We start from the raw sequence: 20468 nt of genomic DNA, 5'->3' as shown, positions 1-20468 counted from the left end.
TAACCATCTGGCGATTCTAGCCCCGGAGTCCCACGGATTCTTTTTTCAAAAATTTAGGACTCGTTTACGACTCGGCCGCCCGAAAAGGCCCCTTTCCTGCCCCAGGCGCGCCAGTGTCTCGCTGCACGTGCCGTTCATTCTCGGTTCATCCTTCGCTTCTCTGGAGCTGTTTGGAATGCCCTACGCGCTGTTTTGCAACGACGCCAAGTTGAGCAAGGCCTATCCGACCGAGGGGGATGTCTGGCGGCTGGCGCGGCAGAGCGGGCTGGTGGTGGACGTGATGATCAATGCGCGATCGACCGCGCATCTGCAGCTCGACAATGATTACGAGATCCGGCCCTGCGCCGCCGAGCCCGAGGAAGATCCCTGGCAGAACCGTGCCGAAGCCGAGCAGGAGTTCAACATCCCGTTCGCATCCTGAGCGGCTGCGGCGGAAGCGCGCCGCGGGTGATACTTCTCGGGTGATACTTATAGTCTCCGTGCGCTGCTGTCCCCGAGCCTCGCCGTGCCTGGACGGAAGCCGCCGGCAGAAGACATTCACGTCTTCATGCCAGTCCGGTCCCGCGGACGACTTGCCTTCATCAAGGATTTTTCGACAGACAGACCCGCGATCAGCGGGCAGCCGGAGCTGCCCGCTGGAAGGTCGCCATGAAGCCCGTTCTCAGGGCGTCGCCGTCGCCAGCGATGCCGTTTCGGCCGGAAGGGCGACACAGGCACGCTTGCGGCTGACACCGCGGATCGCACCGGTCACCTTCAGCACCTTGCCCGACGGGCAGGACGCGGTTTGCACCAGCGCCACCTCGTAGGGGGCCAGCATCAACGGTTCGGTCTTCAGAACGGTCTGGGCGGAGCACGGCAAAACAGCCGCCGACAACAACAGCACGGACACCAAGATACGCATGTGGGATGATCCATCAAACCGGCGCACCGATAATATCAACTGATGGCGAAAGTTTCACGAAGGTTTGAAAATTTTTTCGCACTGCGTGAGCGATCCCGAAACCATCGCCAGCCAACCACCGGACAGCAACACGCCCGCACCAGACGGCGCGGGCGTGTTGGAATTGAGGCGTGATCCGCTTCCAGCCGAACGCCGCCGGCCGCGGGCTCGGCGATCTCGCTTAGTACTTGCTGGCGGCTGGTCCGCCCCAGCCGAAGCGGTAATTCACGCCGACCTTGACCGTATGCTCGTCGCTGTTGAAGCGGCTGCCCACAACCGGAGCCGGCCCACCCGTGAAGGTCGTATTGCCGAAATTGTAGTACTGGTACTCAGCCTTGGCCGACCAGTTCGGCGCGAACATGTATTCGAGGCCGGCGCCGACGGTGTAGCCGTCCTTGCTATTGCCGGACGTGGTGAAGCCCGTCGGCACGCCGGCGACGCTCACCCCGAGATTGTTGCCGTCCCGCCAGGCATAACCGCCCTTGGCATAGAGCAACGCCGGTCCCCAGGTGTAGCCGAGACGGCCGGTGACCGAGCCGAGCTGGTTGGCGCCGGTCGAGGTCACGACCGCAGCCCCCGGGAAGCCGAAATTGGTCGTATTGCGATCCATCCAGCTGTACTGGGCTTCGATGCCGAGCACCCAGTTCGGGGCGAACTGGTAGTCGAAGCCGCCCTGCACGCCGCCCAGGAAGCGGCCGTTGTTGCCTTCCAGGCTGTTATTGCCCGCGAAGGCGCCGCCGAGGTGACCACCGAGATAGAAGCCGGTCCAGTTGTAGATCGCCTGAGGCGGCGTGTAGACCGGCGCCTTGGTGTAGGTGCGCGGAGGCATATCGGCGGCGAAAGCCGGGGCAGCCAATGTGGTCAAAGCCACTGCACTGAACAAAAACCGCTTCATGGGACGTCCCCGTTATTCGTTTGCGACATCTATCGAACATCATGGCCGCATTTGGGTTGCCCGGTGGCGGTGACGCAGCTGTGATTGCCGCTGCGGTGTCACCAGAGGGCAACAAAGGCCTTTTGTTCCATAGGCTTCCCGAATATTTCGTGAAGCTGACGCCTCGCCCGATATTTGGTCGCCGCGAGGCGACAAAGCGTTCGGTCCATCCCTGATTTGTGATCGGGCAAGCGGCTTGGCAAGGCGCTGCGACGACGTGGCAATCCTTCGAAAACGCCGGGACCTGAAAACGCCGCGGTCTAGCGCGTGAGGCCCGCCAGCTCCGGGAATGGCGCGTAAGTCGACCCGGCACAGAGCTCGCCGGCATCCTCGACCAGACGGTCGAACCGGCCGTCGACGAACACCGCCGCGCGCTCCTGCGCCGGACGGTAGCTGCCGTCGGACTCGCGCGCCGCATAACGGAGGCAGCTCACATAGCGCAGCCGGCCACCGACCGTCCGTTGCACCGGCTCCGCCATGACGCCGTCGCGCACCCCGACCGGATTGTTCAGGTAGGTCCTGAGATAGGACAGGATCTCGCTGCGGTGGTTGGCTGGAAACGGCTGGCTGCCGACACCACGATCGCCGGTGTAGGAGATGCCGCGATTGTCCTCGCTCATGAACGCGGCGGGACCTCCGCTGGTGCACCCCGCCAACAGCAGCGCCAGCGCGGTTGCTGGCCACCAGCTCATTCTCCCCATCCCCAGGCGCCCAACTCTTGAAAGCCAATCCCGCGGCCGTTCTAGCTCAAAGCCAGAGGCCGGGAAATCCGTCCCGGCTCACGCCTTCGTCAAGCCGCTGCCGCCGGAGCGCTCTGGCGCGCTCCGGCGGTCAACGACCAGATCGGCTCTGCGTGGCCTTGGCCGGATCAGCCGCGGCGGGTCGCCGGCGTCACGCGCTTGAAGCTCACCTTGTTGTGATGGCTGAGATGCGCCACGTGGCGATGCTTGTGGCGGACAAGCGAGGCATGCGGCTTGGTCTTCGTCTTGCCGACGGTGGGCTTCATCTCGTTCGCCTTGTCGCCGGCCTGCGTCGCGCCCGGCTTGGTGGCGTTGGTCTTGGCCGCATCGGTCTTGCTCACATCGGTCTTCGCGGTGCCAGTGGTCTGGCTGGACTTCGCGGACGTATCGGTTTTTGCAGCACCAGCAGCGAACGCGGGCGCAGTCAGGATCGACGCGGCGAGCAGCGCAACAGACATTGACTTCAGCATGGTCGTCTCCGTGATGTGAAGATCTGGAGGCACCATCCAGTCTGGATGGGCTCGTGATCATGGAGACGACGATAGGGAACCGGCACTGAACCCACCCTGAAGTAAAGCGCTGTTTTCGGTTCATGGACATGAAGGGATAGTCATCGAGGTGACTGGTCTGTCATCATGTCGTCCGTATAATGCACCGATCGCGGCGCAAAATCCGCGCAAATGGCCGGGAATATTTCGCAGCTGCGGGAGTTCTTCCCCGTACGCAGTCACCTGTTGGATCGACAACTCGGGAGATACGAATGAAAAAGTCTGCGCTCAGGATTGCCACGCTGGCTCTGTTCTCGATGGCCGTGGCCTCCGGGCCGCTGCTTCTGTCGAAGGCCTATGCCGCGGGCAGCGATACCCCGTCGTCGCCGCCGGCGTCGGATTCGGGCAAGAAGAAGAAGGACAAGAGCTCGAGCATCGAAGATCCGAAGTTCCTGGCGGCCTATCGCACGGCCTACACCTCGATCTATGATCGCGGCGACTACGCCACCGCGATCCAGCAGCTCAAGGCGCTGAACCGCGAGGACGTCGCCGACGTTGCCAATCTGATCGGCTACTCCTACCGCAAGCTCGGCAACTACCAGGCCTCCAAGCAGTACTACGAGCAGGCCCTGGCGGATGATCCGAACCACGTGCGCACCTGGCAGTACTACGGCCTGTGGCAGCTCGAACAGGGCAACCGCGAGCAGGCCAAGTACCACCTCGACAAGGTCGCGCAGCTCGCCGGCACCAACAGCCCCGAATATCGCTCGCTGGCCGACGCGCTCGAGAAGCAGCCGGGCACCGGCCTCGTCTACTGACGACGCGATCGGACCAGCTCCGATCTGGACAGTGGCGCAACCCGAAAGGGTTGCGCCATTTTCGTTTGTCCGCTGTCGTTGATCCGCTATGGATGAAACCTCGTGCAGACGATTTTCATCAGATTTTTGAATGGGAGATTGCCTCGTGGAGTCCTGGCTTGGCGCAGCACTCGATTACATCAGGGATTGGCTGGCCTTTCAGGTCGCGGTCTCCGAGCAACCCGGCTGCATTATTGCGATCGCCCATCGCGGTGAGATCGTGCTGGAGGCGGCCTTCGGGCACGCCAATCTCGACAGCGGCGAGAAGCTGACGCCGCGGCACCGCTTCCGTATCGCTTCGCACACCAAGGCGTTCACCGCCGCCGCCATCATGCGCCTGCGCGAGCAGAAGCGGTTGAAGCTCGACGACACCGTCGGACAGTACGTCGAGGATCTGCATCCGGATGTCGCCGCGGCCACACTGAACCAGCTGCTGTCGCACACGGCAGGCCTGATCCGTGACGGCAAGGATTCCGGCCAGTTCACGGATGGCCGGTCATATCTCGACAAGGACGAACTGCTGGCCGAGCTGAAGCAGCCGCCGGCGATCGATCCCAACAGCCGGTTCAAATATTCCAACCATGGCTACGGCCTGCTCGGCCTGGTCATCGAGGCGATCACCGGCGAGCCCTACCCGGCCTGGCTGCAGCGCGAGGTCATGACGCCGCTGGCCTTGCGAGAAAGCGCGCCCGACATGACGCTGCTCGGCAAGAGTGTCCCGTTCGCGCGCGGCCATTCACGCGTCGTCCCCGTGGGCCGCCGCGTCGTGATTCCCGGCGACAATCCGACCAACGCGATCATGCCGGCAGCGGGCATCGTCGCGACCGCGGCCGACACCGCCCGCTTCTTCGCCCAGCTTGCCCCGAACGCGAAGAAGAGCCTGCTGTCGGTCGCGAGCCGGCGCGAGATGGTGCGCCGGCAATGGCGCGTGCCCCAGGACGTCGAAGAGGCCTATTACGGCCTGGCGCTCATGAGCGGGACAACGGCCGGCTTCGACTGGTTCGGCCATGGCGGCGGCTTCCAGGGCTACATCTCGCGGACGTCGGTCATTCCCGCCCGCGACATCACGATCACCGTGCTGACCAATGCCGTCGACGGCTGGGCACCCGGCTGGGCCAATGGCGTCAAGTTCATCCTGCAGGCCTTCGCCACCCACGGCGCGCCGTCGCGCAAGACGCGCGACTGGACCGGCCGCTGGTGGACGCTGTGGGGCGCCGTCGATCTCGTCCCGTTTGGTGACAAGGTCATGGTCGCCAATCCGGTATTCATCAACCCGTTCCTCGATGCCGCCCGCATCGAGGTGACCGGACGCGACACCGGGCGCATCGTGCACGCGGCCGGCTATGCCAGCCATGGTGAGGCGGTGCGGCGCGTGCGCACCAAGTCCGGCGTCAGCGAGATCTGGCTCGCCGGCGCACGGGTGCGGCCGGAGCGCGTGGTAAAGGCCGAGATGGAGCGGAAATATCCCAAGGGCCGGCGCAAGAAAGACTCATAGCCCGGGTGTCGCTGCACTCATCGGGCCTCCTCCCTGCCCTCCTTCATCAACGCCTCGGCCTCGCCGCGGAAGGCTTTGCGCGCATCGTCGCGGGAATAGAACATGTGGCCGCCCGGATAGACCACGAGCTTGACCCGCGGCGGCCGCGCGAAGGCCGGCAATTGGTCGAGCAGGATCTTCGAGCCGTAATATGGCGTGGCGAGATCGAACAGGCCGTGGCCGACCAGGAGTTTGAGCTTGGGATCGAGCGCGAGAATCTGCCGGAGTTCGCCGGTGGACTCCGGCGGGTTGGTGCCCTTTCCGAAATCCCATGACCGGTTCACCGCCCCGCTCAACAGCTCATAGGAGCCGTCGGGGTGCCAGTTCAGCTTGCGTGTCGTCAGCTCGACCGCGGCGCTGGTCAACGGCGCGGTGAGCACGTCCCCGGATGGATCGGAGCTGCGCGAGTGGCTCGAATCCGGATAGGGATCGATGCCCAGCACCGAGCCGTCATAGCGCCCGGTGATGCGGCCGTTCTTGCGGTCGAACTCACGGCGAAATTCCGAGACGTCGAAGCGGCCGGCCAGCCTGCGGCTGACCACCTGGTCGATGCCGGTCAGGGTCGCGACCCTGTCGGCGAGCCGATTGGTGGCTTCCGTATCGGCCTCGCCCTTGACGAGATCGAGCAGGAAGTCGCCGCTGGCGTAACGCTCGACATCGGCAAGATCGGCGCGGGTCACCGGCCCCTTCATCTGCTTCGCGACGGCCGCATAGCTCGGCAGGCTCGCGACATATTGCATCAGGCTCGAGCCGGAATAGTCGCGAAAGTCCATCAGCGGCGACAGCAGGATCAGGCCGCTGATGCCGATGCCCTGGTCATGCTGCAGGTTGTTGACGATCTTCGGACCGCGAATGCCGCCATAGCTCTCGGCCGTGATGAATTTGGGCGATGCGAGACGGTCGTGCTTCTCCAGCCAGCGACGCACCACGAGCGACAGCGAACGCACGTCGCCGTCGACCGAGAAGAACCGTTTGCGCACCTCGTCGCCGGTTGCGACGAAACGGCTGTAGCCGGTCCCGACGGGATCGATGAACACCAGATCGGTAAAGTCGAGCCAGGTGTCTGCATTCGGCATCAGCTCCAGCTTCGACGACGGCGTCACGCTGGCCGCATCGATTCCGATCCGCCACGGACCGGCATTGCCGAGCTGCAGATAGGCGGACGAGGCACCCGGCCCGCCGTTGAAGAAGAAGGTCACCGGGCGGCTGGCGCGGTCGGCGCCATCGAGCTGATACGAAGTGTAGGCGATGTCGGCCTGCGGCTCGCTCTTGTCGTCGAACAGGCGGACCGAACCGGCAGTCGCCGTGAACGACAGCGTGCGGCCGGGCAGTTCGAGCTTCTGTGTCGTGGTAGAGTCCGGCGGCAGCTTGTGCTGCTCGGCGGTCGATGCTGAGCCGGGCGGGCTCGCGGCGCGATTTCCGGCCGAGCCGGTGCGATGCGAGCCCGGCGCTGCGGCGTCGTGCGCCGCCGGTGGCGCATCCTCGGCGTGCAGGGCCGGGCCGGCGAGCAGTGCCGTCAAGGCCAAAGCCATCAGTCTCGGCCACGCGACGGATGATCTCATCCCTGCCATCAGCTCACTCCCCTAGGCGCTTGGCGCAACACGCCACCTCTGCAAGGGCATGAACCGCGGCTTGGAGGCAAGCTCAAGCAACTCTTCCGTGATCCAAGTCACATCCGCACCAGTGCCTGTTCCCCTCAGGTGTGTTATGGGCTCGAACCTCTCCATCGCCTCCGACGTCCCATCACTGGGACACCCAGGTTTGGGGCAAGAGGCCGCCGCCGATTGCGATCACGGAGTTCATCATGAAGTTGCCGACGCTCATCATCGCAGCCCTCTCCGGGCTCGCCGGACCGGCCGTGATCGGATCGCCGGCAGCCTGGGCCGGTCCGCCGGCGGCGCTGGTCGAGGACGTCCAGGGTGATGTGGCCGGCGCCGAGCTGATGGACTATGTCGCGCCCGGCCAGGTGATCAAGCTCGGCCCGGATGGCGCCGTGGTGATGAGCTACCTCAAATCGTGCCGGCGCGAGACGGTCAACGGCGCCGGCAGTGTCACCGTCGGCCCCGGCGAAAGCACGGTCGACGGCGCGACGCTCAAGAGCGACATCGTCAATTGCGACGCCAGCCATGCACAGGCCACCTCGCGCGAGACCAGCGAGGTCGCGGCGACGATCGTGCGCAGCGTCGGACCGGACAGCGCGCCGGTGGCGCAGGCGATCATCTACAGCGCGTCGCCCATCTTCGAGGCCAAAGGGCGCGGCACGCTGACCGTCGAACGCCTCGACCAGCCCGGCGAGCGCCAGCAGGTCGAGCTCTCGGGCCGGCAATACAAGGGACGATTCTACGATTTCGCCGGCACCAGTCACCCGCTCACGCCCGGCGGCACCTATGTCGCGAGCTTCAGCAACTTGCGCATCGTGTTCAAGGTCGATGCACAGGCCAAGGCAGGCCCCGGCCCTGCGGTCGGGCGATTGATCCGGTTCAACTGAGCCGAAAGCTCTTGTCGGTGGCGATCGGACGCCGGACGCGCGACGCGCTTGCCGTCATCGCCATCGCGCTGGCGTGCGCGGGCCTGTTCGTGTCGCCCCTCTTCGAGCGCGGCCGCGGCCTGTCGCTGGATGCACTGACATGGCTGCGCTTCGAGACCTTCGGCAACCGTCACGATGCAGCAGCGAGTCCGGCGGTGGTGATCGCGGTCGACGAGGAGAGCTACCAGGCGCCCCCCTTCAAGGGCGCGCCGCTGTTGACCTGGACCGGCGAGATCGGGCGCGTGCTGACGGCCGTCCTCGACGGCGGCGCCAAGGTGGTCGGCTTCGACATCGTGTTCCAGACTTCGATCGAGCAGTCGGAGATTCCGCTCGGCGACAGCACTCTCGGCGAGAAGACGCGCGGCTTCGATCGCGACTTCCTGCGTGCGCTCGCGGCCGCGGCCGCCGGCGGCAAGGTGGTGCTGGGCGAGATCTTTGCCGAGCCGCCGATCCTGCCCGCGCCCGGACAGCGCATCGCGGTGCGCCAGCAGCAGAACCTTCGTCCGCTCAACACCTATACCGACAGCGACGATGTCGTCCGCCGCCATCCGCTGACGCTGTCGGTCGACGGCAAGGCCGTTCCGAGCATGGCGCTGGAATTGGCGGGGCGCGCAACCAGCACCGCGCCGGTCATTGCCGCCGATGGCGTCACACTCGGTGCGTACAAGGTGCCCGGCAGCGTGCCGAGCACCATGACCCTGAATTTCGCCGGCGGCGCGCAGGACATTCCAACCTATTCGTTTGCCGACTTGCGCGCCTGCGCGCTCAAGGGCGACAAGGACTATTTTCGCCGCGAGTTCGCCGGCAAGGTCGTCCTGCTCGGCACCGTCGGGATCGAGGATCGGCGGCTCACCTCGAAGCGCTTCGCAACCCGCGCCGAGGGCGCGCGGCGGCCGCGCTGCGTTCTGGACGAGCGCAGGATCTCCGAGACGTTCGCCCGCAGCACCATTGCCGGCGTCTACATCCACGCCACGGCGGTGAACAATCTGGTTCGGCACGACGCGATCACCGAGCTCGGACGCCCAGCGATCTTCGCCATCGCCGCAACCATCGCCCTGCTGGCTGCGCTGCTCGCCCGATTGCTGCGCCCCGCCTCTGCAGCGGCAATCCTGGCAGGGCTCGCGCTGCTCTATACCGCGCTCGCCACCATCCTCTTCGACCATTCTTACGGGCTGCCCTTGACGGAGCCGCTCGCAGCCGGCGTGCTCGCGCTGGCTGCGACCACCGGCTATCGTTTCATGGTCACCGACAAGGACCGCAGGCTGCTGCAGAAGAGCTTTGCCTATTACCTCGCACCGCACGAGATCGACCGCATGCTCGCCTCGCGCCGGCTGCCGCAGCTCGGCGGCGAGACCCGCGAGGTCACCGTGTTCTTCTCCGACATCGAGGGCTTCTCGCGCCTCGCCGAGCAGATGACGCCGGAGCAGCTCATGGCGCTCACCAACGAATATCTCTCGGCCATGACCGACGTCATCGAAAGCCACGACGGCTATGTCGACAAATACATCGGCGACTCCGTGGTCGCCGTGTTCGGCGCTCCGCTCGACGATCCCGACCATGCGCGCAGCGCGGCGCGTGCGGCGCTCGACTGCAAGGCGAAGCTCGCCGAGCTCAACCATTCGTCGACGGCGTTCCAGGGCATCAAGGTGGCACAGCGCATCGGCATCAACAGCGGCGCCGCGCTGGTCGGCAATTTCGGTTCGCAACGCCGCTTCAACTACTCCGTCATGAGCGACGCCGTGAACGTGGCCTCGCGGCTGGAGGGCGCCAACAAATTCTACGGCACCACGATCATCGCCTCCGAGAGCACGGTGGCGCTCGCCGGCACCGAGTTTGCCTGGCGCGAGCTCGACACCATCCGGGTCAAGGGCCGCGAGCAGTCACTGAATATCTACGAGCTGCATGGCCGCGCAGCCGAGCTCACGCCGGAGGAACAGGCCCTCCTCACCAGCTATGCCACAGGCCTTGCGCACTGGCGCGCCGGCGAGCTGCCGCAAGCGGTCGACCGCTTCGCGCAAAGCGCACTGAGCGATCGGCCAAGCCACTTCTTCGCCGAACGCGTGAAAGCAAGCTTGGCGACCGGATCCCTGGCCTGGGACCCAGTGCGCAGCCTGCAGGAAAAATGACGCCACGATGACTTCCGTGCGTGCGCGCACGTCCGGGCCATATCAGCCTCATCCCGGCCCCATTGCCCCAGGATACCGGCCGCGATGGACAAGCACGGGCAAGGTCGGCTAGACGACACGGCGCCTGTCACCGGCCAACCGACCAGCGAGCCCTGCGACGCATGACCACGTCCAAGCGATATGAGCGGATCGCCTTCGTCGCGAGTCCGAGTGCCGAAGCCCAGGCCGCACTGACGCAGCTCTCCGCGCTGTACGGCAACTCCGATCCGGACCTAGCGGACGTCGTGGTCGCGCTCGGCGGCGATGGCCTAATGCTGCAGACGCTGCACGACCACATGCGCTCGGGCAAGCCGATCTACGGCATGCATCGCGGCACGGTCGGCTTCCTGATGAACGAGTTCAGCACGATCGATCTGCACGGACGGCTCGAAGCGGCCCAGGAATCGGTGATCCATCCGCTGCTGATGCGGGCGACCGATGCCGCGGGCGTCGTTCACATCCACCACGCCATCAACGAAGTCTACCTGTTCCGCCAGACGGCACAGACGGCGCGGCTGCGCATCCTGATCGATGAGCGCGAGCGCATGCCGGAGCTGATCGCCGACGGCGTGCTCGTCGCCACGCCCGCAGGCTCCACCGCCTATAACCTCTCGGTGCAGGGCCCGATCCTGCCGATCAACGCCGCGCTGCTGGCGCTGACGCCGATCAGCGCGTTCCGGCCGCGTCGCTGGCGCGGCGCCCTGCTGCCAAACACGGCCTATGTGATCATCGAGGTGCTCGAAGGCGACAAGCGGCCGGTCGCGGCGGTGGCCGACCATGACGAGGTCCGCAACGTCCAGCGGGTCGAGGTGCTCTCCGACAAGACGATCTCGATGCGGATGCTGTTCGACGCCGGCCACAGCCTGGAAGAGCGGATCCTGAGCGAGCAGTTCGGCTACTGACATCGGGCGGTTTTCCGCGCCTTTTTGCTCCGTGGCCGCCCCGCGCAACGCTTTGTTAACCCGCGGCTCCGTATGGTTAATGCGGGTATACCGCCATCACCGGTGATCCCTTCGGGCCGGCCAAATGTACCGCATCGACTTCAACAAGCTGCGCTTTCTCGTCTGCGACGACAATCCGCACATGCGCCGCATCCTGCGCACGCTGCTGCATTCGTTCGGCGCCCGCGAGGTCAACGAGGCCGAGGACGGCGCGACCGCGCTCGAGATGTACACTCATTTCTCCCCCGACATCGTCATCACCGACTGGGCAATGCCGATCTTCGACGGCCTCGAGCTCGCGCAGATGATCCGGCAGCCGGAAGCCAAGGGCAATCCCTACGCGCCGATCATCATGCTGACGGGACATTCGGAGAAGCGCCGCGTCACCGTCGCGCGCGACGCCGGCGTCACGGAATTCCTCGCCAAGCCGATCTCGGCCAAGGGCCTGTATCAGCGCATCCTCAACGTGGTCGCCAATCCGCGGCCCTTCATCAAGACCAAGACCTATTTCGGCCCGGACCGGCGCCGCAACACCAACACGGCCTATATCGGGCCGGAGCGCCGGATCGGCGGCGAGGCGGAGATCTTCCAGCAGCCGTCACTTCTGGATAAGGCGCGCTCCGCAGTTTAGGGGCGCGGCAGTGAGCCCGCGTTAACGCAATCCGGGGATCGGCGCCCAGAGCGCCAAGGTCCTCGGCTATGAATCGGGGAAGTGAGTCGATTTGCGTTGGTCGGCATCATCAGGGGATATCGAGATGGCGAAAGACAAGGCCCCGGCGGTCCAGGTCAAGACCTACGCCTCGCATCACGTCATCACCCAGCCCAATCCGCTGAAGAAGGTGCTGCGCCGCGCCGAGGAGAAGGATCTCGACGATCCGATCGCACGCGCGGAAGCCGCGCTGGCCGGACTGTCCGGCGAGTTCAAATCGTGGATGGACACCGAGGCCGATCGTCTGACCAAGGCCTATGCAGCAGTGCTCAAGACCGGCTTCGACGACGACGCCTGCGAGGAGATGTTTCGCGCCGCCCACGACATCAAGGGCGACGCAGCGACCTTCGGCTATCCCGCCGCTGCCGAGGTTGCCGATAGCCTGTGCCGGATCATCGAGCACGCGCCCGACCTCGAAAAGGTCCCCGCCGAGCTGTTCGAGCATCACGTCAACGCCATCCAGGCGATCGTGCATGATCATACGAAGTATGACAGCGCGACGGTCGCAAGCGAATTGAGCCGCCGGCTGCGCCGCGTGGCGGACGACTATCTGATCCAGGTCAACCGCAACCGGCCTGAGCATCTCGAAGCGATCCTGGCGCCGAGCCTCGTGCCGAGCGATCAGCCATAGGCCGGCTGGCCGCTCACTATCCATTCATTCCATCGCAGGATCGTTGGCCACCATCCATCCTGGCGTCATTTCGGGGCATCGCGCAGCGATGAGCCCGGAATCCATCGCCATAGAATGGAATGTGAGGCGCGCAAGCGGTGACAGCTTGCCTCGGCACGTTGCCCTGTGGTTATGGATTCCGGGCTCGCGCTTCGCGCGCCCCGGAATGACGGGCGGATAGATGTCGGCCTTGATTATCTGCTGAGGAATCCGCGGACGAACAGGCGAGCTGCGCTAGGCCGCGATCAGTCCGAACTCCAGCCCGGCGACGAAATCCTCCGCCATCACCTCGTCGCAGAACTCGCGGGCCTCGTCGCGTGCGGATTCGGTGGCGAAGCGGCGCAGCAGGATCAAGAGCGGCGCGGCCGCGTCGCGGTCGGTGGCGCAATGGGTGAGCACGCGCTCCACCATCTTGCGGCGCAGGATCGCTGCTCCGCTCAAGGTGTCGGCAAAGCCGTTCTCGCGGCAGACCTCGAGCGCGATGCTGAACGCGTCGAAGGTGGTGTCGGGAATGCCGGCCTTGCGCAGCAGCCCCTGCAGGCTGGCGCGACCGCGATCATTGAGCAGCGCCGACACCCGCGCCCGCGGCATGTCGGCGAGCTCCGATAGCGCGATCTCGAACAATTCGACGTTGCCGGAGAGAAGCGCGCGCAGGATCAGGCCCGCGGTGAGTTGCGAGGTTGCGCGCAGATGCTGGACCAGCCCGCGCAGCTCCTCGCCGCGCGAGCGCGCCGCGATGGTGATGGTCGAGCGGTCGCGCGCCTCATTGGTGATGCGCCCTGCTTTGTCGGCACTGAGCCAATTCCTGGCGACGACGAACTGCGCCAGTGTCTCGGAGAGCTTGTCGACCAGCGCCGCCCGCGTCGCGGCCGGCAGGTCGTCCAGCACCAGCATCGCTTCGCGGATGGCGGCGAGATGGCCGTGGCGCTCGACGATGCGGTCCCAGGAGAACGGCGCGAGCTCGGCATAGGCATTCTCGATCAGCTCGAGCGCGGCGGCGGCGCTGCCGACCTCGGCGATCGCGGCGCACACCGGCGCCGGCAGGCCGACGCGGCGCGCGATCGCGCATTGCGTGTCGGAGTTGCCGGTCGCGACGATGTCGACGAGGTCGGCATCGATCAAGAGCGGCGAATGTTCGAGGATGATGGCGGCCACGGAAGCCTGGTCCGTGGCGAGCGCCTGGACGATGGCGGCCGGCGCCTCCTCCGAGCGGGCGAACACCTCCGCCATCGCCTGCCGCACCAGCGGCGACGGATCGTCCAGCAGCATGAGGAGCGCGCCCTCCGCGGCGCCGCGATCCTCATCGCAAAGATCCGACAACAGCCACGCCCGCGCGAGCGCCCTGGTGGCCTCTGCCCGCTCACCGGCGGGTGCGGTTCTGACCCAACTGAGAAACTGCCGAACGATCATGGTCTTTCCGGCTTACGCAACTTGCAGACAAAGGCCACGAGGGCCTCAACAGCACCGAAAATAAACCACGACGCTTAACAAAGCGTTCACCATAAGTGGCTGGTTTTGTTGATGTTTTGTTAAGGCGGCAGGTTGTTTACATACTATGTTACCACTCAACGCCGCATTTGGCCGTAATCCGACGGGGGAAATGCGGCCGCCGCCAGCGGCGCGAGCCGCGGCGGGACTTCAAAATAGTTCTTTTTGATCAATGGTTCAGCGACGAGCGCGACCGCCTTCGCCGGTGCATCAGCCCGAGAAGGTGCCGTGCGGATCGCTGAACAGGTCGAGCCTGCGCTGACCATTGCCGCTGGCATCGATACTGCCGCTGTCCGACGGGGTCGCGCTGGCAACCGATGAATGGCCCCATAGCTCGCGCACGGTCGGCGAGACCGCCTGGCTCGACTGGCCGTCAACCTGGAATAGCGAACGAAACATCGGATCTGCCGGCCGGTTGACCGCCGACGCATCGGCCGTCGTCGAGGAGCCGGACCGGGATGAGCCGCGCGCATCCGGAAACATCGACAGGAAGGTTGCGGTGTCGGTGGTCGGCAGCGCGCCGCCGCCGGCCGCATTGGCCGCGACATTCGTCCCACCATAGAGTGCAAGCGCGCCCCGGGTGGCCGAGGAATTGGCGGCGCCTGCATAGCGCGTGTTCAGGACCGCATAGACCTGGGACACGCTGCGGGCTTGTCCGTCACGATCGTAGAAGATCGGCCGGTTGGCCGCGGCGGCGCTGGGAAACATCCGCGCGGCCGACGCATTCGGCGTCTCCTGGGTGCTGGTGATCAGCTTCGCGGCGCCGCCGACACCCATGAAGTGCGCCATGTAGAGCTCGGCATCGGTCGGCCGACGGCCGATCTTGCCGGCGAGCTGGAAGCTGTTCGATTGCGTGAGCGCAGCGGCCATCGCGGACGACGCCTGCGGGTCATCGCGCAGCTTCATGATCGCCTGCCGCATGGCGGGATCGCTGACGGTGTAGTCGCCCGACGGTGTCCGGGTGATTGCGTCGGCATATTGGCCATAGCCGAGATCGGCGCCGGCTTCCTTTACGGTGCCGAGCCAGGTCTGGTCGATGAACTGGTAGAGCCCGCGCGCTGATGACGTCGAGGCGCCGGCGGTCGGATTGAAGTCGGACTCCATCTTGGCGGTCGACAGCAGATATTCGAAGCTGGTGCCGACGCTGTCAGCGGCCTGCTTGATCGCGCCGGCGACCTTCGCCCGGACGCCATCGAGGAAACCGGTGGACGAGGAGTTGGATGCGTCGACCGACATGGGAAGACCCGCTGTTTGCAGATTCGCTGGCAGACGAACGCGCCGGAAACGTCCGGCAAAATGCGGCGGGTATGGTTAATGGCGAGTTAATTCGCTGGGCCCGGCCGGGCCAATGAACGACCGGACAGACCCGGAGGCAGGTCGCTGGCCTACTTGCGATAGACCTCGGCCGGATCGAACAGCCGGTCAGCATCGACGAAGACGAGCCGCGCACCGCTGCCGTCATCCGATCGCTCGACCTTGCGATAGAAGCAGGAATGGCGGCCGGTGTGGCACGCCGCGCCGGCCTGCTCGACGCGCAGCCAGACCGCGTCCTGGTCGCAATCGGTGCGCATCTCGACCACGCGCTGGGTCTGGCCCGAGCTCTCCCCCTTGCGCCACAACGCATTGCGCGAGCGGCTGAAATACCAGGCTTCGCCGGTCGCCACCGTCTTGCGCAGGGCCTCCTCGTTCATGTGGGCGACCATCAGCACGTCGCCGCTCACGGCATCGGTCGTCACACAGGTGACGAGGCCGGCCGCGTCGAACTTGGGCAGGAAGGCCAAGCCCTCCTCGCGCTCAACTGAGGATGAAGACACGAAACTCTCTGCTCAACGGGTTGGCAGGCTTACCGTTGCGGCGACCGCACCATGGACAGGAAGCGCGACTGCTCGGCCGGATTGTCCCTGAACATGCCGGTGAAGCGGCTGGTGAAGGTGATGGCGCCGTGCTTGGCGACGCCCCGCACCGACATGCAGGTGTGCTCGGCCTCGATCATGACGGCGACTCCGCGCGGCTTCAGCACCTCGTCGATCGCAGCCGCGATCTGGGCGGTGAGATGCTCCTGGGTCTGCAGGCGGCGGGCGAAGATGTCGGTCAGGCGCGCCAGCTTGGACAGGCCGACCACCCGCTCGACCGGCGTATAGGCGATATGCGCGCGGCCGTAGAAGGGCATCATGTGATGCTCGCATTGCGACGTGAACTCGATGTCGCGAATCAGCACGAAGTCGTCATAGCCGGCGGTCTCGCCGAAGGTGCGGTCGAGCACCTCGGCTGGGCACTGGTGATAGCCCTGGTACAATTCATCATAGGCCTCGACGACCCGGCGCGGCGTGTCGACCAGCCCCTCGCGGGTCGGATCCTCGCCGATGTAATTCAGGAGCGTGTAAACCGCGGCCTCGGCTTCCGCGCGCGACGGCCGTGGCCGATCCGGCCGCACGGCGGCGGCGAGAAAATCGGCAGGATCGAGCTCTGCAGCGCGGGGGTCAGTCAGCTTGGCGTCTAACGGCTTGCCCTCGGGCTTGTTCGCGCGCAACGTCTTGATCAAAGTGTCCATCTCAACTCCGTTCGACCGGTCGGCGGTCCGACCGGAGTGTCACCGGCACAGCATCACCTTGAGGGCGTCACCTGCAGAGGTGCCACACGCAGGCTGGCGCCTCTCGCGCCGGACGCCTGTGGATGTGGCTGGAATTCCTGCCAATCGTTTCCATATACTCGCAATATAGGGCGATGAAACCCGGCCGCCAAGGCCGCCACGCCGGTAATTCCGGGACGTCAGGCACATGCTGAACGACATCTACAACAAGCGCATCATCGAGCTGGCCGGCAACATTCCGCGGCTCGGACGGCTGGACCGCCCGGACGCCACCGCCACCGCCCATTCCAAGCTGTGCGGCTCGACCGTCAAGGTCGACCTCAAGATGGACGGGCCCGTGGTGACCGACTTCGCCCACGACGTGAAGGCCTGCGCCCTCGGCCAGGCCTCCTCCTCGATCATGGCCCGCCACGTCATCGGTTCCAGCGCCGCGGAGCTGCGCGAGCTGCGGGAGACGGTGAGAAGGATGCTGAAGGAGAACGGTGCGCCGCCGGAAGGCAAATGGGCCGACATCGCCCTGCTCGAGCCGGTGCGCGACTACAAGGCCCGCCACGCCTCCACGATGCTGACGTTCGATGCCGTGGTGGACGCGATCGGCCAGATCGAGGCCAAAGCCAACGGCGAGCAGCCGGCCGCGGCCCAGGGCTGAGGCGGCATCATTCCCCCGCACGTCGAAATCACATAGCCAGCTCGCACGAGGGTGACGGCACCGGTCGCCCCTTTCGGACGCTGGCGCCGGTTCGCCAGCGACGTCGCTGCCTATTGCGGCGGCGTCGCCGCCACCGTCGCCGCCGGAAGCGCTTCGGCGGTGCGGGAGAGTTGCTTGTCGAGCGCGGCCGGGAAGCGGTCCTGCTGCTTGTCCCTGGCCTGCGGCTTCGGCGCGAGCTCGGCGACGGGCACCGCCCCCTTTGGCGGCAGCACCTCGGCGACCAGATCCGTGGTCACGATATTGGTGAGGCGCAGCTCGGCGCGCGACAGCTCATGCAGGTCCTCCCAGGGCGGCACGTTCAGCGCCAGCGACAGCAGATCGCCCGCTCCGCCCATGTCGAAGGTGTATTTGGCGAGACGCCCGATGTCGCGCTCGACGATCATCAGGTCCTGCGCCGTATAGCTCGCCGCCTTGGCGTCGTCCGCTCGGTCTCCCATCCAGATCTGGTGAACGCGGACATGGGCGGTGTCCGGAACATAACGCGTGGTTCCAGCCAGCAGCAGGAACACGCACATCGACTCGCAATAGGCCTCGGGCACCACGCGCGGCCGGTCACCCGCGCGGCTCGGACGCTGGGTCATGCCGACCGTGGTGCGCATCTTCAGCCCACGGAACCGGCGACCCAGGGTTATGGCGTCGTTGACCGAACCACCGCTGGAGTCGAGCACCAGGGTGGCGCCCGTCAGGTCCCGATCCCTCGCGAAATCCTCGAAATCCTTCGGCGTGTCGCCGGTAACGATCCCGACCGCGCTGACCCAGCCGCAATTCGGCTCGCAGGCGACCCAACCGAACCGCATCGGGAGTTTGCGCTCTTCGAGCGCGCCGCCGGCGCGCGCCGTGTTGGACATAACGGTGATCGCCCCACCGACCACCAAACCAAGCGCTGCCACACCGAGTAGCATCCAGCGCAATTCATGCGACAGCAGCAATCTCACGCGCAATCCGTCCCCCTCGTATAGCTCGGTACGCAGTTCCTCGGTTTTCTTGCGGAAAGACCTGACAAGCTGGCCTCAAATCCGTTATTAGTCTGTCACATCCTTGTCGGGAAACGTATCCGGGCAATCACCGACCGTCCAGCTGCGGCGTGCTGCGGCGCCGCTGAAAACTGGCCATTGTTGCATCACATCACCACAAATGAACGAGAGCAGGGTTCCCTGCCGAGGAACCGGTCAGAAGCTCGCACATCCATCTGGCATTTCGCTCATGAAGCACTCATGCTCCGACATCGGCTGCCATTCTGCGCACATCGGGTCGCTGCTGGGGCGACTCCCGCGCCGCGCGGCTCACGCGCTGATCTGGCTTTATCGCCACACTTTGTCGCCGCTGGTCGGCTACAATTGCCGGCACCTGCCGACGTGCTCGGTCTATGCTGATGAAGCCATCGAGCGCTTCGGGCTCTGGGCAGGCGGCTGGATGACGCTCGCCCGGCTGCTGCGCTGCCAGCCCTTTGGCACCTCCGGCATCGACAACGTCCCAACGACGGCTCCTGCGCGCGCCCGCTGGTACCTGCCTTGGCGCTATGCGCGATGGCGCGGCGTCAACGGGCCGAACTGAGGTGCAGCGCAACAAGCACCGAATCGATCGATCGACCTCGCAGATGGCGCTGGCGAAATCCCACGCCAGGACTATGCTTCTATAATGCGACGGCGCTGTCAGCAGGAACCGCGCCGCTTGGACTGGCATTGATGTGACGCTTCCTTCGGGAGGAAACAACGATGCGCTGGACAATCAGCCCCAGAAGCCACCGAGCGCGCAAGAGTGTCGGTCCCGATCATGCCGGCCATCATGACGCACGCCAGGTGGACCTGCTCTGCATCATCGCTTTGTTGATCGTCATTGTCGGTGCCTGGCGCTATCTCACGGACAGCACCGCCCTGCCCCCGCCGACGACGTCCTACATCGTGCCCAGCCAGAGCGTGCACTGGTGAGATTCGCCCCTACCATCTCGGCCAGAAGATGAAATCGTCGCGCCGCGGCGGCGGATAGAGAGGAACCGGCTCCGGCGCCCGCGGCACGCGCCGGGCGCGCGGCGGCGGCTGGTAATCCGTCTCTGGAAGGACGCTCGCTTCGGCCGAGACTGTCGCGTCGGCCGGAGGCGATCTCACCGCGAGCAGGACATTCGATTCACGCGTGCGCCAGCGATAGCCGATCCCGAACTCCAGCGGCTGCGCGCGCTCGAACAGCTTCGCATAGCTCCTCTGATACATGCCCGGAAACTTGTCGATCGGCCCGGCGTAGCGTCCGAACGGCAGGAAACGCCAAGCCCGCGCTTCGTAGCTTGCGAGCGGGATGCCGGAATCGTCCTGGATGATGGTGGCGCTGTTCTTCAGCAGCCAGCTACGGACCCGCCCGAAGCCGTTCTCATGCAACAGATAGGACGCGCTCTTCAGGAGACTGTCGCCCGGCCCCAGCGGCTCGCAGAACTTGAGCAACCCGCTCGCCTTCACGCCGGAATCGGAGAGATCGCTGGAGAAGTAGTAGAGCGTCTTGGCGACCCCGTCGGCGCCGGCAAACAGGATGCGCGCGCCCTTGGTCGCATTGCGCGTCGGCGCCTCGTCGTTGCCGTGCAATCCGCCATTCTCGTCCAGCCAGATCAGACTGGCCTCGCGGATCGTCTTGCCGGTGCGCGCCAGGAAGACATAGAGGATCGGCAGGGTCCCTTCGAGCTCGCCTTCGCGCAGGTCGACCTTCATGTCCTTGGTGATGAAGAAGGAGAAGCTCAGGACCGATTGCAGCGAGCGTTCGACATAGGACAGCGCCGGGCCGATGCTGCCTCGGGGCAATCTGGTCAGGTCCGGGATCGGGCCGGTCGGCTCGAGTGCCGCCAGGACATAGATCGTTGCCTTCGGATGAAAGGCATCGGCATAGAGAAAATCCGGCCCCGAGAAGAAATAGAACATCGACGGCCGCGGCGCGGCCAGATTGGCATCCGCCCAGGCCCTGATCTTCGACAATTGTCGCTGCTCGAGCTGATTGAAGGCGTTGTCGAAGAACGCCGCGTGGCGCCGCCACGCCGGATCCTGCACGAAGGGCAGGAGCGGCGAGCCCGCTGCTGGCGGCATGCCCGCCAGCACCCGCGCCGTATCGTCCGGCGTGGTGGTCTGAGCCCGAGCCTCGAAGCTCATGGCAAGGATCAGACATGCGACGGCGAACCAGACTCTCAAGACCAACAGCAT

22 protein-coding genes are annotated in these 20468 nt (G+C 65.5%); 11 read left to right on the top strand and 11 right to left on the bottom strand.

Annotated features, from left to right (window positions below; all coding sequences use genetic code 11):
* Nucleotides 1–175 precede the first annotated feature (175 nt).
* Nucleotides 176–421, top strand: coding sequence for a hypothetical protein (locus tag QX073_RS02440; RefSeq protein ID WP_315714645.1), 246 nt, complete (start codon nucleotides 176–178; stop codon nucleotides 419–421).
* 240 nt (nucleotides 422–661) lie between these two features.
* Here QX073_RS02440 and QX073_RS02435 read toward each other — a convergent pair whose 3' ends face one another.
* The 4 genes from QX073_RS02435 to QX073_RS02420 all read right to left on the bottom strand — a co-directional run bounded on the left by QX073_RS02435 (nucleotide 662) and on the right by QX073_RS02420 (nucleotide 3084).
* Complete coding sequence (locus tag QX073_RS02435) at nucleotides 662–901, bottom strand: DUF6719 family protein (protein ID WP_315714646.1); 240 nt, start codon at nucleotides 899–901, stop codon at nucleotides 662–664.
* Between the two features lie 220 nt (nucleotides 902–1121).
* Nucleotides 1122–1835 carry a porin family protein gene (locus QX073_RS02430; RefSeq protein ID WP_315749484.1) on the bottom strand — a complete coding sequence of 238 codons (714 nt, stop codon included), beginning with the start codon at nucleotides 1833–1835 and terminating at the stop codon, nucleotides 1122–1124.
* 299 nt (nucleotides 1836–2134) lie between these two features.
* Nucleotides 2135–2566: a hypothetical protein gene (locus QX073_RS02425; protein WP_410051208.1), complete on the bottom strand. Its 432-nt coding sequence runs from the start codon at nucleotides 2564–2566 to the stop codon at nucleotides 2135–2137.
* 176 nt (nucleotides 2567–2742) lie between these two features.
* Entirely contained in the window at nucleotides 2743–3084 is a 342-nt protein-coding gene (locus tag QX073_RS02420; RefSeq protein WP_315749482.1) for a hypothetical protein, read from the bottom strand.
* 290 nt (nucleotides 3085–3374) lie between these two features.
* Here QX073_RS02420 and QX073_RS02415 point away from each other — a divergent pair, with 290 nt between their 5' ends.
* Both QX073_RS02415 and QX073_RS02410 read left to right on the top strand, forming a co-directional pair.
* A complete protein-coding gene (locus tag QX073_RS02415) occupies nucleotides 3375–3920 on the top strand; it encodes a tetratricopeptide repeat protein (RefSeq protein ID WP_315714649.1) in 546 nt (181 codons plus the stop codon).
* A gap of 145 nt (nucleotides 3921–4065) precedes the next feature.
* Nucleotides 4066–5454: a serine hydrolase domain-containing protein gene (locus tag QX073_RS02410; RefSeq protein WP_316225266.1), complete on the top strand. Its 1389-nt coding sequence runs from the start codon at nucleotides 4066–4068 to the stop codon at nucleotides 5452–5454.
* Between the two features lie 17 nt (nucleotides 5455–5471).
* Here the strand turns inward: QX073_RS02410 and QX073_RS02405 are convergent, their stop codons facing one another.
* Nucleotides 5472–7064 (bottom strand): S10 family serine carboxypeptidase-like protein, encoded by a 1593-nt coding sequence (locus QX073_RS02405; RefSeq protein WP_316200539.1) that lies wholly within the window; start codon nucleotides 7062–7064, stop codon nucleotides 5472–5474.
* A gap of 233 nt (nucleotides 7065–7297) precedes the next feature.
* Here QX073_RS02405 and QX073_RS02400 point away from each other — a divergent pair, with 233 nt between their 5' ends.
* The 5 genes from QX073_RS02400 (at nucleotide 7298) to QX073_RS02380 (ending at nucleotide 12466) form a co-directional block, all read left to right on the top strand.
* Nucleotides 7298–7981 (top strand): hypothetical protein, encoded by a 684-nt coding sequence (locus QX073_RS02400; protein ID WP_315714652.1) that lies wholly within the window; start codon nucleotides 7298–7300, stop codon nucleotides 7979–7981.
* Nucleotides 7982–7992: 11 nt separating this feature from the next.
* Complete coding sequence (locus QX073_RS02395) at nucleotides 7993–10146, top strand: adenylate/guanylate cyclase domain-containing protein (RefSeq protein ID WP_315714653.1); 2154 nt, start codon at nucleotides 7993–7995, stop codon at nucleotides 10144–10146.
* Nucleotides 10147–10307: 161 nt separating this feature from the next.
* A complete protein-coding gene (locus tag QX073_RS02390; protein WP_315714654.1) occupies nucleotides 10308–11087 on the top strand; it encodes an NAD kinase in 780 nt (259 codons plus the stop codon).
* A gap of 124 nt (nucleotides 11088–11211) precedes the next feature.
* Nucleotides 11212–11757: a response regulator gene (locus QX073_RS02385; protein WP_172107934.1), complete on the top strand. Its 546-nt coding sequence runs from the start codon at nucleotides 11212–11214 to the stop codon at nucleotides 11755–11757.
* 124 nt (nucleotides 11758–11881) lie between these two features.
* Entirely contained in the window at nucleotides 11882–12466 is a 585-nt protein-coding gene (locus tag QX073_RS02380) for an Hpt domain-containing protein (protein ID WP_316225265.1), read from the top strand.
* A gap of 273 nt (nucleotides 12467–12739) precedes the next feature.
* On the opposite strand, the gene QX073_RS02375 is transcribed toward QX073_RS02380, so the two are convergent.
* The 4 genes from QX073_RS02375 to folE all read right to left on the bottom strand — a co-directional run bounded on the left by QX073_RS02375 (nucleotide 12740) and on the right by folE (nucleotide 16544).
* Nucleotides 12740–13915, bottom strand: a complete 1176-nt coding sequence (locus QX073_RS02375) for a DUF2336 domain-containing protein (protein ID WP_316200538.1) — start codon at nucleotides 13913–13915, stop codon at nucleotides 12740–12742.
* A gap of 288 nt (nucleotides 13916–14203) precedes the next feature.
* Nucleotides 14204–15229: a lytic transglycosylase domain-containing protein gene (locus QX073_RS02370; protein WP_315826210.1), complete on the bottom strand. Its 1026-nt coding sequence runs from the start codon at nucleotides 15227–15229 to the stop codon at nucleotides 14204–14206.
* Nucleotides 15230–15378: 149 nt separating this feature from the next.
* A complete protein-coding gene (gene hisI / locus QX073_RS02365; protein WP_315749472.1) occupies nucleotides 15379–15807 on the bottom strand; it encodes a phosphoribosyl-AMP cyclohydrolase in 429 nt (142 codons plus the stop codon).
* 29 nt (nucleotides 15808–15836) lie between these two features.
* Nucleotides 15837–16544 (bottom strand): GTP cyclohydrolase I FolE, encoded by a 708-nt coding sequence (gene folE / locus QX073_RS02360; RefSeq protein WP_315714660.1) that lies wholly within the window; start codon nucleotides 16542–16544, stop codon nucleotides 15837–15839.
* Between the two features lie 226 nt (nucleotides 16545–16770).
* Between folE and QX073_RS02355 the strand changes: the two genes are divergently transcribed.
* Nucleotides 16771–17232, top strand: coding sequence for an iron-sulfur cluster assembly scaffold protein (locus QX073_RS02355; RefSeq protein ID WP_315714661.1), 462 nt, complete (start codon nucleotides 16771–16773; stop codon nucleotides 17230–17232).
* A gap of 110 nt (nucleotides 17233–17342) precedes the next feature.
* Here QX073_RS02355 and QX073_RS02350 read toward each other — a convergent pair whose 3' ends face one another.
* Nucleotides 17343–18233 carry a hypothetical protein gene (locus QX073_RS02350; protein WP_316225264.1) on the bottom strand — a complete coding sequence of 297 codons (891 nt, stop codon included), beginning with the start codon at nucleotides 18231–18233 and terminating at the stop codon, nucleotides 17343–17345.
* A 262-nt stretch (nucleotides 18234–18495) separates the two neighbouring features.
* Here QX073_RS02350 and yidD point away from each other — a divergent pair, with 262 nt between their 5' ends.
* Both yidD and QX073_RS02340 read left to right on the top strand, forming a co-directional pair.
* Complete coding sequence (gene yidD / locus QX073_RS02345) at nucleotides 18496–18846, top strand: membrane protein insertion efficiency factor YidD (RefSeq protein ID WP_315749469.1); 351 nt, start codon at nucleotides 18496–18498, stop codon at nucleotides 18844–18846.
* Between the two features lie 161 nt (nucleotides 18847–19007).
* Nucleotides 19008–19220, top strand: coding sequence for a hypothetical protein (locus tag QX073_RS02340; RefSeq protein ID WP_315714664.1), 213 nt, complete (start codon nucleotides 19008–19010; stop codon nucleotides 19218–19220).
* A gap of 9 nt (nucleotides 19221–19229) precedes the next feature.
* Here the strand turns inward: QX073_RS02340 and QX073_RS02335 are convergent, their stop codons facing one another.
* Nucleotides 19230–20468 (bottom strand): hypothetical protein, encoded by a 1239-nt coding sequence (locus QX073_RS02335; RefSeq protein WP_409977895.1) that lies wholly within the window; start codon nucleotides 20466–20468, stop codon nucleotides 19230–19232.

The sequence above is a fragment of the Bradyrhizobium sp. SZCCHNS3052 genome (assembly GCF_032484495.1).
In the GTDB taxonomy this organism is placed as follows: Bacteria; Pseudomonadota; Alphaproteobacteria; order Rhizobiales; family Xanthobacteraceae; genus Bradyrhizobium.
The sequence above is the reverse complement of the archived record's forward strand: the minus strand, read 5'-3'. Positions and strand labels throughout refer to the sequence as shown.